General features: G+C 57.2%; 13 protein-coding genes. 9 read left to right on the forward strand and 4 right to left on the reverse strand.

The features are described 5' to 3' along the window. Nucleotides 1-119: 119 nt before the first annotated feature. A complete protein-coding gene (locus LC354_RS22595; protein ID WP_223428121.1) occupies nt 120-4,046 on the forward strand; it encodes a chemotaxis protein CheB in 3,927 nt (1,308 codons plus the stop codon). A 44-nt stretch (nt 4,047-4,090) separates the two neighbouring features. After that, a complete protein-coding gene (locus LC354_RS22600; protein ID WP_223428122.1) occupies nt 4,091-4,429 on the forward strand; it encodes a response regulator in 339 nt (112 codons plus the stop codon). A gap of 97 nt (nt 4,430-4,526) precedes the next feature. On the opposite strand, the gene LC354_RS22605 is transcribed toward LC354_RS22600, so the two are convergent. After that, entirely contained in the window at nt 4,527-4,835 is a 309-nt protein-coding gene (locus LC354_RS22605; RefSeq protein WP_223428123.1) for a type 1 glutamine amidotransferase family protein, read from the reverse strand. Nucleotides 4,836-5,064: 229 nt separating this feature from the next. Between LC354_RS22605 and LC354_RS22610 the strand changes: the two genes are divergently transcribed. The 3 genes from LC354_RS22610 to LC354_RS22615 all read left to right on the forward strand — a co-directional run bounded on the left by LC354_RS22610 (nt 5,065) and on the right by LC354_RS22615 (nt 5,762). Further along, nucleotides 5,065-5,370, forward strand: a complete 306-nt coding sequence (locus LC354_RS22610; protein ID WP_263289555.1) for a molybdopterin-dependent oxidoreductase — start codon at nt 5,065-5,067, stop codon at nt 5,368-5,370. Then, nucleotides 5,327-5,506 carry a molybdopterin cofactor-binding domain-containing protein gene (locus LC354_RS28105; protein ID WP_399204162.1) on the forward strand — a complete coding sequence of 60 codons (180 nt, stop codon included), beginning with the start codon at nt 5,327-5,329 and terminating at the stop codon, nt 5,504-5,506. The genes LC354_RS22610 and LC354_RS28105 overlap by 44 nt, the downstream gene beginning before the upstream one ends. 61 nt (nt 5,507-5,567) lie before the next feature. Further along, entirely contained in the window at nt 5,568-5,762 is a 195-nt protein-coding gene (locus tag LC354_RS22615) for a hypothetical protein (RefSeq protein ID WP_223428124.1), read from the forward strand. Between the two features lie 542 nt (nt 5,763-6,304). Here the strand turns inward: LC354_RS22615 and LC354_RS22620 are convergent. Beyond that, on the reverse strand, nt 6,305-6,523 hold the full coding sequence (locus LC354_RS22620) for a hypothetical protein (protein ID WP_223428126.1): 219 nt from the start codon (nt 6,521-6,523) through the stop codon (nt 6,305-6,307). A gap of 93 nt (nt 6,524-6,616) precedes the next feature. Beyond that, entirely contained in the window at nt 6,617-7,051 is a 435-nt protein-coding gene (locus tag LC354_RS22625) for a SpoIIAA family protein (protein ID WP_223428127.1), read from the reverse strand. Between the two features lie 394 nt (nt 7,052-7,445). On the opposite strand from LC354_RS22625, the gene LC354_RS22630 reads away from it, so the two are divergent. The 3 genes from LC354_RS22630 (at nt 7,446) to LC354_RS22640 (ending at nt 11,931) form a co-directional block, all read left to right on the forward strand. Continuing rightward, nucleotides 7,446-9,134: a BCCT family transporter gene (locus LC354_RS22630; protein WP_223428129.1), complete on the forward strand. Its 1,689-nt coding sequence runs from the start codon at nt 7,446-7,448 to the stop codon at nt 9,132-9,134. A 112-nt stretch (nt 9,135-9,246) separates the two neighbouring features. Next, nucleotides 9,247-10,137: a DUF1206 domain-containing protein gene (locus LC354_RS22635; protein WP_223428131.1), complete on the forward strand. Its 891-nt coding sequence runs from the start codon at nt 9,247-9,249 to the stop codon at nt 10,135-10,137. Between the two features lie 39 nt (nt 10,138-10,176). Next, nucleotides 10,177-11,931 carry a mechanosensitive ion channel family protein gene (locus tag LC354_RS22640; protein WP_223428132.1) on the forward strand — a complete coding sequence of 585 codons (1,755 nt, stop codon included), beginning with the start codon at nt 10,177-10,179 and terminating at the stop codon, nt 11,929-11,931. Between the two features lie 97 nt (nt 11,932-12,028). On the opposite strand, the gene LC354_RS22645 is transcribed toward LC354_RS22640, so the two are convergent. Next, a complete protein-coding gene (locus tag LC354_RS22645; protein WP_223428134.1) occupies nt 12,029-12,598 on the reverse strand; it encodes an EF-hand domain-containing protein in 570 nt (189 codons plus the stop codon). Between the two features lie 461 nt (nt 12,599-13,059). Here LC354_RS22645 and LC354_RS22650 point away from each other — a divergent pair. Next, nucleotides 13,060-13,469 (forward strand): transposase (locus LC354_RS22650; RefSeq protein WP_223421634.1); only part of this gene is annotated, 410 nt, incomplete at its 3' end.

Consider the following 13,469-nt stretch of genomic DNA (forward strand, 5'->3'; position numbering starts at 1 on the left):
AGACGATGTCATCAAGCAGTACCTGGAATTACATTCCGACAAATGATGCCTCCGGCGTCAGCCGGTGGTCCTTCACTGATGATCTAGTGTACTTGCGGCTGATCAGATGGGAGTGGGATATGGCTGTCGGTAATATACCTGTAGCTGCAATCGGAGCGTCTGCTGGCGGCCTCGAAGCGTTGCAGAAACTGGTTCAGGCGATCCCCGCACAAAGCGGCATCTGCTACGTGATCGTACAGCATTTGTCGCCGGATCATCCCTCCATCATGGACCAATTGCTTGGAGCCCACAGCACCGTTCCGGTGAAGAAGATAGTGAACGGGATGCGGGCGGAGATCGATACGGTTTACGTCATCCCTGCCGGCCCCCACCTGACTTTCCGGAATGGGTTTTTCCACCTGCACGACGACCGCCCGGAAAAAGGTATTCGAACACCGATTGACCGCTTTTTCACGTCGATCGCGGAAGAACTGGGACGCGACGCTTTTTGCATTATCCTGTCCGGAACGGGGAGTGACGGAACGGCCGGGCTGAAGGCCATCAAGTCCGCAGGCGGTGTGGCCATCGTTCAACAAAGCAGCTCGGCGCGGTTTCCCGGGATGCCGGACAGCGCGGTTGCGACGGGTCTCGTCGATTTTACGATGATGCCCGAACGCATACCGGCCCGGCTCATCGACATGGTGGATCACCGCGCCCGCCTGAACGATCAAGGCTTGCGCGAAAGGCTCGCCAAAGAGGTAGAAGAACGCCTTCCCGAGATTACCGACCTTCTGAACCATGAGGGTGGGCATGATTTCGCGGACTACAAAAGTGGCACGCTGGTGCGTCGTATCGAGCGGCGCATGACCTTGCTCAGGCAGCGCACGGTGGATGGGCTGATCGGCATTCTCAAAGATGACCCGGCAGAACGAGAACGTCTCCTGCAAGACTTCCTGATCGGCGTTACGCAGTTTTTCCGTGACAAGGAGGCCTTTGCAGCCCTGAATGACAAGATTATCCGGCCGATAATCGAGTCCGATACCGACAAGGTTCGGGTCTGGGTGCCCGGTTGCTCAACCGGCGAAGAAGCCTACAGCCTCGCCATCCTGTTCGCCGAAGCGCTGGAAAACGTCGGCTCCCGTGCTTCCTTGCAAGTGTTCGGCACCGACATCGACGCCGCAGCCCTTTTGCACGCACGTCAAGGTCTCTATTCGGACGCGGCAATGTCCGAGATGTCCGAAGAGCGGTTGCAAAAGTTTTTCATAGCCGAGGAAGGCGGATACCGCGCCGCGCCGGTGTTGCGCGAATGCTGTGTCTTTGCGCCCCATAACCTGCTTCAGGATCCGCCGTTCTCCCGCCTTGATCTGGTATCGTGCCGGAACCTGCTGATCTATCTCAATGCCACCGCACAGAAAGAAGTTTTGCCGCGGTTCCATTATGCGCTGAAGCCCGGCGGTGGTATGTTTTTGGGCCCCTCAGAGTCGCTTGGTGCCCATGGCGAGTTGTTCACGGTGATCGACAAGGCGAGCCGTCTTTTCAAACGCAACGATGGTGAAGCGCATCGGTATTCCACCCTCGGTTTCAGTCGCGAACGCGGCAAGGTGCGCGCCATAGAACAAAAGAGACCGCCGCAGAGCTTCAGGCCGGCAGATCCCGCTCTGGATGTATCGCTTGAGACGAAGGCGGAAGCTCAGTTCCTTGCCAGGTTCGCTGCGCCTTTCGCGGTTGTGAACGCCCAGGGTGAGATCTTGTATCTGTCCGAACAAATGGTGCGCTTCGTCAAGCCGACCAAGGGCAGACCCTCCGCGGAACTTGATACGTTTCTGGCCCGCGACCTGCGGTTGCCGGTCAGAACCGTGATCGGCCAGACGCTGGAAAGCGGCCAGCAATCAGAAGCCAGAGACATACTGATCAACGACGACGGCGAGAGCAGCATCGTCGATGTCGTCGCAAGCCCCATGGAAGATGCTGAAATGGTTATGGTGGTTCTGAATTATCTGCGGCAGCCAGAGCCTGATGTTCTCAAGGCCGCGGCAGAAGGACAGAACTATCCCGGACGCGAGGCGGTCGAACACCAGTTGACTGCGACACGCAGGCAATTGGAGTCGACACAACGAGAATACGAAAGCTCAACCCAGGAATTGCGCAGTACCAACGAGGAACTGCTGTCGATGAACGAAGAGATGCAAAGCACCAACGAGGAGTTGGAAACCTCGCGGGAGGAATTGCAGTCAATCAACGAAGAGCTCGAAACGATGAACGCAGAGCTCAATGAGAACAATGAACAGTTGCGCCGCGCGAATAGTGACATCAAGAACCTGTTCGAGAGCACCGATATCGCGACGCTGTTTCTGGACAGTCAGATGTGCGTGCGTGGCTTCACCCCAAAGACCGGTGAACTGTTCGGCATCCGTGACCGTGACGCAGGCCGCCCGGTTGGCGATCTGGCACAGCGTTTTTCCTATGATAACCTTCTGGGCGACATCCAGAGCGTCGGAAAGAGCCTCAAACCCATCGAGCGCGAAGTGTTGGTAGAAAAGACCAATCACACCTACATTCTGCGCATCCGTCCCTACCGTACGATCGACGACCGGATCGATGGGTACATTCTGGGCTTTTTCGATATCACCCAGCGCAAGCTGAACGAAGCGACGCTTGCGAGAAACGCCTCCGTCCTTGCGCAGCAATATGCAGAACTTGAGACGCTCTATGATACGACACCTGTGGGTCTGGCGCTTCTGAAACCCACCGGGGATGATTTCACGTGGGAACGGATCAACGAGGAATTGGCCGGTATCAACGGCTACAGTGTCGAAGAACATATAGGCAAACGGCAGCAAGACCTGTTGCCGGAAATTTATCCCAAAATCATCGATACGCAGATGGAAGTCTTTCGCAGCGGTGTTGCAAAGCGGGGCATAGAGGTTCGCGGAACGACCAGAAGGGACCCCGGCAGCATTCGCTATTGGCTTGTCGACTGGTATCCGGTCAAGAACGAGGACAAGGTGATCGCACTTGGTGTGTGCGTTCGTGAGGTGACCGAACAACGTCATCTGATGAATGAATTGGAGGAAAGCGAGGGTCGGCTGCGCCGTCTGTTCGATGCAGCCCCTGTTTTCATCGCGGTGACCGAAGGGCCGACCCATGTCTACACCTATTCAAACCCGGCGCATGACGCAATTGTCGGTCGTCGCGAACTGATCGGGATACCGGTGGCCGAAGCGTTGCCCGAGTTGGCGGGACAAGGGATCGTTGAACGCTTCGATACAGTGTATAGCAGCGGCAAAACTCTGACTATTCCAGAATTCAAGGCGGTCCTGGATATGACAGGCAGCGGCGAAATGGAAGAAGGCTGGTTCAGCCAAACGATAGAGCCGGTGCGCGACGGTGCCGGAAATGTCGCCGGAACCGTCACCTTTGCTTTTGACATAACCCCTCAAGTCAGTGCGCGGGACGTGGTGGCGAAACAAAACGAGCAACAGCGGCTATTGCTGGGTGAATTGCAGCACAGGGTAAAGAACACCTTGGCCTCGATCCTTGCCATCCTGCGCATGACCGCGCGCAATTCGGACTCGGTCGAGGAAATGACGACGACGATCAGCAAACGTCTCGAAGCGATCTCGCGCACGCACGATCTGCTGACGTCGACGGATTGGTCGTCAGTATCGGCAGCGGATGTCATTCAGGCGGAACTTTATCCGTTCATCGAAAAGGGTGATCGCCAGATTTCATTCGATCATGAAGTCATCATGCTCGATCCGGATATGGCCCTTGCCCTGGGGTTGGTCGTGCATGAATTGGTCACCAATTCGGTTAAATATGGCGCCATGAGCCAAAAAGATGGGCAGGTAGATATTGTTCTCTCGGCGCAACCCTCAATAGAATTCCCCACCTTGACTTGGACGGAGAGTTCCAACAAAATTACGGGTGCTGAGCCTGAGAGAAAGGGATTCGGCCGGTATCTTCTTGAGGATGCGGCGGCCATTCAGGTAGATGGCGAAGCCCTCTTGAAATTCGGAAACGGAGAGCTGCGATACACTCTCAGGTTCAATACAGCTGGGGGCTAGAACCAATGGATGGAAGGTCGCGTACCGACAGACGAAGAGTCCTCGTGCTTGAAGATGATCCGATCATCGCGATGGATTTGGCAGGGCAGATTTCTGATTTAGGTCTGGACGTGTGCGGACCTCACCATCAGGCATGTGACGCGCTTGCGCAGATCGAACGGCGCGCGCCGGATTTCGCGGTTCTCGACTTCAATCTGAAGAAGGGCAAGACCTCTGCGAGCGTCGCGGAACGCCTGAGCGGCATGGGAGTGCCATTTTGCTTTCTGTCCGGGTACTCGTCGACGGATGTACTGAAATCCGCAGGTTTTGAGGATGTTCCGTGCTTGTCCAAGCCCATCAGCAACGGCGAATTGTCTCTGGTCCTGAAGAGCTTCGCCGAATGAATGTCGGAAATTGACTGAAGTCTCGGGACAGGCGCTTGTGAGAAAGCGTTTGCCACTGTTTTCGCTACCATTCACGTTTCGGCACCGATCCACACGATTAATCCAGCAGCGATTTCTCGCGATCCCAAAACCGCAGGCTTCTACAAAGCGTGACAAATTCCTTGGCGGAATGATCCTCCAATTCCATCATTGCCTCATCCATCTGCCCGGCAATGCCCGTAACGTCGAACAAAGGTTTCGCTGTTTGCGTCGAGGCGATGAACTTTGCATACGCGACGGCATCGCTCACGAAATCCTGGGAGGGCTTGTTTCGGGTGAAAGCCTGCCCGTTCTCGGCAGACACAACAATCGCGACCCCGTCGATCTTTTCGTCCGCCGCCCGCGTCGTGCCGCCTGATGGCGTCACGCCCTAAATTCTGGGTGCCACGATTGCCACGGTCACGACCCTGGGTTCGGGTGGCAACACCAGGATTCCCTTTGCCGAATTACACGTCCCGGCGAGCGATATGACCCGCGCGATGTATGTCTCTCCGAATATTCACACCGAACAGCGGTTGGCCCGCTCCGATACGAATACCGGCGGTTTCATGCGGGCACAAACAGAGATGTAGACATTCTTCGCGCTCGAACGGGCCATGGACGGGTTGGCGATCAAGCTCGGGATCGACCCGGTGGAGTTTCGGCGGGTCAATGACACCAAGACGCATCCGGTCGCGGGCGTAGCCTTTTCCTCGCGCTCTTTGATGGAATGGTACGACGCGGTCGCGGAGAGTTTTGGCCGGTCCGAGCGCACCGCCGAACCGGGTGCCATGACCGACAGCGACAGCTTGGTGGGTTACGGATGCGCCACGGCGACTTATCCCACCAATGTCTCGCCCTTCATCCGCGCGCGTCCGCATGCATGGCAACGGTCGGGCCCATGTGGAACTGGCGGCCCATGATGTCGGCACCGGCACATATTCGATCATGGCGCAGAGCGCTGCCGCCCAGCTTGGACTTCCGGTTGAGGCATGTGACGTGGTAATGGGCGAGGCCGATCTGCCCCTTGCACCGATTTCAGGGGGGTCGACATGGTAGCGTCGGCTGTACATCTTGCCTGTGCGAACTTGGCCAGGCCGTCGCGCGCACGGTCAGCGGCATGGCCGATGGCCCGCTCTCCAAGATCGACCCGGCGCAATTCACGTTGCTGAACGGTGTGCTGACTGGACCAGAGGATCAACGCAAGTCCTTGGTCGAAGCGCTCGCCGCAACGCATTACGGCGAGGAGCGTGCCACCCCCGAATACCGCAACCCGGCGTTGACGGACCGGGCACTGCGTCTGACCTACAAGTAAGGCTACGGAACCGCCGGGCCGGTCACGCCCGAACACGCCATGCTCTCCTTCGGGGTGGAAATGGTCGAGGTCCGCGTTCACCGCTGGACGCATGAAATCCGCGTGCCACGTTTGCACGGCGGCTTTGCCGCGGGCACAGGCTCAACCGCAAGGCTGCGCATTCACAACTGATGGGCGGCATGGTGTGGGGCATCGGATCGGCGCTGCAAAAGGTTACCGAACTGACAAGCCCCGCGCACGTTTCCTGAACGCGAACATCTAGGAGTATCTGATCCCCGCAAACGCAGATATACGAGAAGTGCAGGTCCAGATGCTTGAGGAACAGGCCGCCGCCTGCGTTCCCTACCGTTGCGTATGTCCGAAATGCTTTGCATTTCGCCTGTGCGCTCCAACAGTATTATCTGTGAATTTCGTGACGTAGCCGCCGCGTGGGGCAAGCCAGGCGGCGGCTACGTCTCCATCATCTTCACCGTTTTGATTAAGCATCAATAGGCGCGTGATGGTGTCTCCGTTCATTCTGCAAAAAATCATTTCGAAACAGGCTATTCCGACTGTCCGGTTTTCTTCCTGAACTGGTTTGCAATCTGCGTGTCGGCGTCCGCCTCTTGAATTGTTTCGACCAATTCCTCATCCAGCGCTTCGTTCTCACTCCCCTCAGCATGATCGGGATTTCCCTCTTCGCCGGGCTGGTTCTTGAGGTCATGGTGAAGGTTGGATCCTTCGAGTTGGTCGGGTTTGATTTTTGTCGGTCTCGTGGCCATTTCGGTTTCCTCTGTTGGTTTTACTGATGAAGCATGCGCAGGCGTTGCGCATCACTCGCCAGTTTCAATTTGAATCAGTCATCAGAATACGCATTACGCACTTCGCTGGCCTGGCTGAACGGCGTCATCCGGTGCGACGGGCTTTGCGTTTACAAAATCCCATGCTGCGTCGGTTTCTTGCGTGTCGAAGGTTCGCGCGTCGACGGGGATCACCTTGTTGGACCAGGATATCAGTTTCTCTGCCGAGTCCGGTGCGCCGATCACGGCGTATTTGCCGACTTTGGACCATGACCTGAACTGCGCTCGTATGACATCACCGTCGAACATGGCGTCCATATCGCGGCCCGTCATCGCGCTCAGATCCAGCAGCATATCCACGGGTTGGTCCGTGGTGTCGAAAACGCTGTTCATATGCTCGGCCATTTTTTCCATATCGTCATCATCGACGTGTCCCGTGATGCGAAAGGCCTGCACATGCTTCGCGTCGGTGGGGATGCCTTCGATTGATCCGTGTTTGAAGGTCTTCATCGTTCACTCCTTTCCTGCGCTAAAAAGCTTTCACGAGACAAACGTAAGAATGCAGACTTCGGTTCCTGAGGCATGGACGGTTCTCTGCGCCGTCCGCCTGAAAGCGCTGGTCCGCTAAGCCGGTGCATGCTGTTGGACCGTTCGGGACAGTGTTGGTTCAAGCGAGCTGACCAAAGATATTCTGTGATTGGAACCATTTGTCGGGCTGGGTGTTGGGGCAATTCAAACGGTCTGAAGGAAACGCGCGCGGCGCGCACCACTTGATAGGTCCAATGAATGGCAGGAACAGCCGTATATGGACACATCTTGGAACCTGTCGACTGGCGAGAAACCAACGCGGATCCGTCACAAATCTCTGCACATGATGGAACCTACAGACAACAAGGGGCCATCCATGACCGACGAAACCACAAATCAGGGTATTCCCATGCCCGAAGGCGTGTCTCACGTCATCGATACCGATTACGAGATCGGACAGGATAATCTCGAAACAAGCGTTGGACGTTTTGACCTGGATATCCACAACCCGGTCTTTCTGATCTCAGCCAGTTGTATTGTTTTATTCGTAGCTTACGCCCTGCTGGCACCCGGTCAGGCAAGTGACTTCTTTGGCTGGCTCCGGCCGACCCTCACCTCCAACTTTGACTGGTTCTTCATGTGGGCGGCGAATATTTTCGTCCTGTTCTGCCTTGCGCTTATCATGTCGCCTTATGGCTCGGTGCGTTTGGGCGGAGAGGATGCCGAACCCGACTACAGCTATCTGGGCTGGTTTGCGATGCTTTTCGCGGCGGGGATGGGCATCGGATTGATGTTTTTCGGCGTACTCGAACCGGTTTATTATTTCGGAACACCTTACGGCGATGCCCCTCTTGGCGCCCCGCGCCCCTTTGGCGAAGACAGCGTACTGATTTCCGAAAACGTAGAAGCCGCCCGTCGGATGGCGCTTGCCGCGACCTCCTACCACTGGGCGCTGCATCCTTGGGCCATTTATGCCGTGGTTGCGCTCGCCCTGGCGCTTTTCAGCTACAACAAAGGCCTTCCGCTCACGATCCGGTCGGCTTTTTATCCTATTTTTGGCGAACGGGTCTGGGGCTGGACCGGTCACGTGATCGACACACTGGCCGTCTTCGCCACGCTTTTCGGCCTCGCAACCTCACTGGGATTTGGCGCACAGCAAGCGAATGCGGGTTTGGAATACATCTATGGCATTCCCAACACCGTCACCGTGCAGGTCTTGCTGATCACCGCCATTACGGCAGTTGCGACGATATCGGTCATGCGGGGCCTCGATGGCGGCGTGAAAGTGCTGTCGGAAATCAACATGGCGATAGCGTTCGTCCTGCTTCTGTTCATTCTCTTCGTAGCAGGGGCCGCGACCATCCTGAGTGGGTTCGGGCGCGGTATCCTTGCCTATTTCAGCGAGATCATCCCACTGTCGAACCCGCACGGACGGGAGGATACCGGTTACGTGCATGGGTGGACCGCGTTTTACTGGGCATGGTGGATCTCATGGTCGCCCTTCGTGGGTATGTTCATCGCGCGCGTCAGTCGGGGGCGCACGGTGCGCGAATTCCTGACCTGCGTGCTCATCATCCCTTCGATGGTCTGCGTGTTCTGGATGGCCGTTTTCGGTGGGGCCGCAATCGAACAGGTGATCGCCGATCCCACTGGCAGTGCCGTCAAGGCGCAGGTGCTCGATACTTACAATCCGCCTCTGTCTCTATTTGCGATGTTGGGCGCACTGCCTTTTTCCGCAGTGACTTCGACCATAGCCATCGTGCTGGTGATCGTGTTTTTTGTTACGTCGTCGGACTCCGGGTCACTGGTGATCGATACGATCACCGCCGGAGGCAAGGTCGACGCCCCCATCCCGCAGCGAGTCTTTTGGTGCGTCTTTGAAGGATTGGTGGCGATTGCACTGTTGCTGGGCGGTGGCCTTGAGGCTTTGCAGGCCATGGTGATATCCACGGGCTTGCCTTTCACCGTCGTTCTCTTGCTGATCTGCGTGGCCATAATACAGGGCTTGCGGCAGGAGTGGAGGACACTCGCCAGAGATGCAGCATCCAATCAAGGATCCGCGTGATCGTGGGGCCTTCGAACAGGGTAGGGGGAACCTTTCTGAATGCAACAGTGTTGCTTCTTCATGACCTCGTGCCGGTTCCGGCGCAGGACGAACCCAAGGGAGCACGCGCAAAATGAGCATCACCGACGCACTTGATCTCGACCAGAATTCCAGTCGCGCAAAGCGGCTGGAAGACATCAATCCCGACGATTACGGCTGGGCCGTTCCGATCATGCGGGCGGGGTACGCGGGCCGGGCGCTGGTCTATGTCGTCGTTGCCGGGTTTTCCTTGTGGTCCATCGCGCAGGGGGGTCAGGCGGAAGGTACCAAATCGGTCATGGAACAGCTCAGAGGCAACGGCTGGCCGGTGCTGCTGCTGATCGCACTTGGAATGATGGCCTACGCGATATGGCGGCTGATCGACAGTTTTGCCGATCTTGAAGCGTATGGCAGTGACGCCAAGGGTGTCATCGCGCGTATCGGCATGCTGGTCACGGGTCTTGTACATCTTGGCATCGGCATTCTTGCCGCCTCCGCGCTCATTGGCAGGTCGTCCTCTGGCGGTGGCGGGCAAGGGCTGCTTTCGTCCCTGATGCAGATGCCGGCAGGCCTCTGGATTGTCGGCATCGCAGGTGTCCTCACGCTATGCACGTCCGTCTATTACTTCAAAAAGGGTTTCGCCGAAGACTATCGCAACCACCTTCGCGCCAGCAGTTTCACCACGCGGTGGAACACGGTCTTGAAGGTAGGCGTGATCGCGCAAGGCGTGGTCGTCGGAATTATCGGTCTTTTGATCATCTATGCTGCCCTTCAGGCCGACCCCAGTCAGGCCGGGGGTCTCGGACAGGCGTTCGAATGGCTGCGCAGTCAGGCGTATGGTCGCATATTGGTCATCGTTCTGTGTATCGGCCTCTTGGCCTTTGCCATTTTCTGTGCCGTGAACGCCTGCTTCAGGATCGTGCCCAAAGCATATGATGGCTCAGGGGAAACGCTCGCCGCCCGACTGAAAAACGCCACGTCCTGAGGACGGTCGAAACACGGGCGAAAGGGAAGTCAGGCACCGATGTGGGGACAGTCACCGGACAGTCTGCCGTTCAAACGGATCTTTGAACCGATCGCGGCACTGGCGCGACGCCGCGTAGGCCTGCGCCCGGTGTCGGCCACTTGCAAAGCTCTCTTGCGGATGGTTCCAGCTCTGTTGACTTTCCTGTCCTGTTGCGGTCACGCAGCGGCACAACAACAAGAGAGCTATTACGAAGTTGAACAGATCGCTTCGGAGACGCTGGACGCGCCGGAGGCGTTCGACCTGTCCAACCCCCGTGCAACCATGCGAAGTTTCTCTGATGCGGCGGCGCGTGCGGATTTTGAACAGGCCGCGCGGGCTCTTGTGCCAAGCGATCAAACGGACGTGCCGCGCGCCACCTTGGCACGCATGCTGCATGAGGTGATCGACCGTCAGCTTTGGATTGATCCCGGCAGCCTCTCGGATCGACCGGATGCGCTGGTGGAAGCCGTCGGCGACAATCCACGCGCCGGTCAGGCGCGCCGCTCGCTCCCACTGGGTACCGTCGAGATGGACCGCTACCCGGTCACAATACGGCTCAACAGGTACAAAAGTAACGACCACGCCCCCGTCTGGCTTTTTTCGCAAGACACGGTCAACGCCATACCTGCGCTTTATGAATTGCACGGTCCGGGATGGCTTGAAGTCAAGCTTCCGGACTGGTGGCTTGCGCGCACCCCGCTCTCCATCCGTCGTTGGGAAATCGCGGCCTTGCCGATGCTGGTCATCTGCGCGGGTCTCATCGCCTGGACCATTTCGACTGTGATGCAGTGGATACAGCGGCGCGTATCCCAGCACTGGCTGCGAAGGGGTATTGATGAGAGCAGTTTGCCCTTTGCGCTGTTGGGGGCTGCGATCTTCGGACAGGTCATGATCAACGGAGCCATCGGGTTTTCTGGCGAAATCACGTCCGTGCTCACCCCGATCCTGATCGCGGGCATCACGATTGCAATCGTATTGGTGATCTTGCGGATCATGGACGCAGGGCTCGACATCGTATCGCGACAATATGTGGGTGACATCGATGATCGTTTCAGCCGAGATGAACGGAACTTCTATACCTCGCTCTATGCGCTGCGGCGCATCGTGACCCTGATCGCGGTATGCTTCGGTGTGGGTCTCGTCCTTTGGGAAATCGGTATTTTCCGGAACATAGGAATATCCCTGTTGGCCTCTGCCGGTGTAGCCACCGTCATACTTGGGATCGCCGCCCAGACTGTGCTCGGCAACATCTTGGCGAGCTTGCAGATCGCGATCGCCAAGCCCATTCGTATAGGCGACTCAGTACATTATGAGGGAGAATGGGCCTATGTCGAAGCGGTCTTCTTCACCTATGTCCGACTGCGGACATGGGACGACCGACGGTTGATCGTCCCCGTAAAGTATTTCATTTCACGCCCTTTCGAAAACTGGTCGGTCGTCGAGGCGAAAATGGTGCGCACCTTCTATCTGGTGGTGGACCCCATGGCCGATACAAGCGCATTGCGCGAAAAATTCCTCGAGTTTGCCAAAGAGGACGAAGATTGCATCGAAACGGAAAACAGCAAGATGCTGGTCATGGATCAAGATACCGATGGCGTGCATTGCCGTTTCTACGCAACGGCTCCAGATCCGACCGCGGCATGGCACATGCATGCACGGCTGCGAGAAAGAATGCTGGCCTGGATCAGGGACACACATCCCGATTGGTGGCCGAAAGAGCGAGTGCTTTCTCGCAAGAAGAGCGCGGCCGCCGACGCCGGTGCGGTGGACTGACGGTCGCCCTGTCCTTTGCGATGTCGCGGCCTGCCAAACGCGCCAGATCCGGCGCGCCGCCCTCACGGCGGTCTGGACATGTCAGCGGTGCGATCGTTCAATAGATTTCGCCAATCTGCCCGATCTGGCTCTCGATTTTGGCGCCGTCGAAGCCGCCCTCGAACCAGTTTTGCTCTTCGGTGCTCAGGGCGCCATCACCATCGAGATCAGCGCTGTCGTAGATGCCGGTCGTATATTCGGCCTCGCTGAGAAATCCATCGGTGTCAGTGTCAAGCGCGTCATAGTATTCCGAGTACTCAGTGTCGAAGACACCGCCAAACTCGTTCTGATCAAGGTAACCATCGGCGTTTGTATCATAGGTGCCCAGATCGACATCGGCACCAAGATAGCGAGTGTTGCCCAGGCCGAATTCGTCTTCGGAGATGAGGGCGTCAGTGTCGCGGTCTTGATCGGCATAAAGGCTCACGGCGTATTCGTTTCGGTCGAGATACGTGTCGGAATTGGTATCGAGCGCATCGTAATAGCCTGTCTGTCCAAAGCCGTTGGCAAAGCTATCATAGCTGTAGTCAGTGCCAGATATCCCGCCCAGTCCCTGAGCGGTGGCAGAGGCTGCAAGAACGGCTGCAAAAGCCGTGGCGGATGGTAGTGTTAAGGTCTTGGTGTTCATCGCGTTCTCCATTTTTCAAAGTCCGTAACCCGTTGGACAATCATGCGGACATGACCCGATCCGAAGGCAGCTGCCTTGCAGCGGGATTGTTCGGTCGGTTCGGTGCTGTTGTCTGATCAACAAGGAAGGAACGACAAAGGTTCCCGTTTCGTTACCGCAGTGCGCCTTGCCAAGCGTGAGGCAAGGGAGCGCAGGTTCGGTATCATCGTTGTGTCAGCGTTCACGGTGGCCTGTTTGGCTGACAATCAGCGTGCTTCCGCCCATGATTTCTCGCATCGCTACTGGCCAGTCGACCGGAATCCTTGCGAACCTGTGCCATCCCGTTTCACTGGGCATGTCATATTCTTGACAAGACCTAAGGTCTAAACCCGCATTCCCCAAGTAGATCTCTGATTTCGCTGTCTTGAACGTGATATTTTCTATATATATCATGGCGTTGGTTGCTGCGGAGGATGTGTTTCATGGATCACCCAGAGGGTGCGGGCTTGCAGCGGGCAGATCGTGTGGATTTTGACCCTCGCGTGCGGCTGGAATTCCGGGGCGCTCAGCTCAGTTCGGATGGCGGCCTTCTGGTGATGCGCGAGCTTGATGACGCGCTCGGTCTGTCCAATCTGGCGTCTGCTGCCCTGTGCGATAATCGCCGTGGCAAGAACACGATCCACCGGCTCGACGGGCTGTTTCGGCAATCGGTCTACGGCCGGTTGGCAGGATACGGGGACGTCAATGACGCCGACCGTCTCGCGCTCGATCCCGTGATGCGCCAGGTTGTCGGTGGCCGTGCCGTCGATGCGCATGCCGCATCCACGTCGCAGATGGGCCGGTTCGAGACCGAGGGACTGGCGACCGCAGAGAACCGGGCGGCTCTGTCTGA

The sequence above is a fragment of the Tateyamaria pelophila genome, assembly GCF_019966495.1.
Lineage (GTDB): Bacteria > Pseudomonadota > Alphaproteobacteria > Rhodobacterales > Rhodobacteraceae > Tateyamaria > Tateyamaria pelophila.

What these genes read in the sequence shown, in the direction of transcription:
- LC354_RS22595 (WP_223428121.1), top strand. Translation starts at nt 120, where the DNA reads ATGGCTGTCGGTAATATACCTGTAGCTGCAATCGGAGCGTCTGCTGGC.
- LC354_RS22610 (WP_263289555.1), top strand. Translation starts at nt 5,065, where the DNA reads ATGGACGGGTTGGCGATCAAGCTCGGGATCGACCCGGTGGAGTTTCGG.
- LC354_RS28105 (WP_399204162.1), top strand. Translation starts at nt 5,327, where the DNA reads ATGCATGGCAACGGTCGGGCCCATGTGGAACTGGCGGCCCATGATGTC.
- LC354_RS22615 (WP_223428124.1), top strand. Translation starts at nt 5,568, where the DNA reads ATGGCCGATGGCCCGCTCTCCAAGATCGACCCGGCGCAATTCACGTTG.
- LC354_RS22620 (WP_223428126.1), bottom strand. Translation starts at nt 6,523, where the DNA reads ATGGCCACGAGACCGACAAAAATCAAACCCGACCAACTCGAAGGATCC.
- LC354_RS22625 (WP_223428127.1), bottom strand. Translation starts at nt 7,051, where the DNA reads ATGAAGACCTTCAAACACGGATCAATCGAAGGCATCCCCACCGACGCG.
- LC354_RS22630 (WP_223428129.1), top strand. Translation starts at nt 7,446, where the DNA reads ATGACCGACGAAACCACAAATCAGGGTATTCCCATGCCCGAAGGCGTG.
- LC354_RS22635 (WP_223428131.1), top strand. Translation starts at nt 9,247, where the DNA reads ATGAGCATCACCGACGCACTTGATCTCGACCAGAATTCCAGTCGCGCA.
- LC354_RS22640 (WP_223428132.1), top strand. Translation starts at nt 10,177, where the DNA reads ATGTGGGGACAGTCACCGGACAGTCTGCCGTTCAAACGGATCTTTGAA.
- LC354_RS22645 (WP_223428134.1), bottom strand. Translation starts at nt 12,598, where the DNA reads ATGAACACCAAGACCTTAACACTACCATCCGCCACGGCTTTTGCAGCC.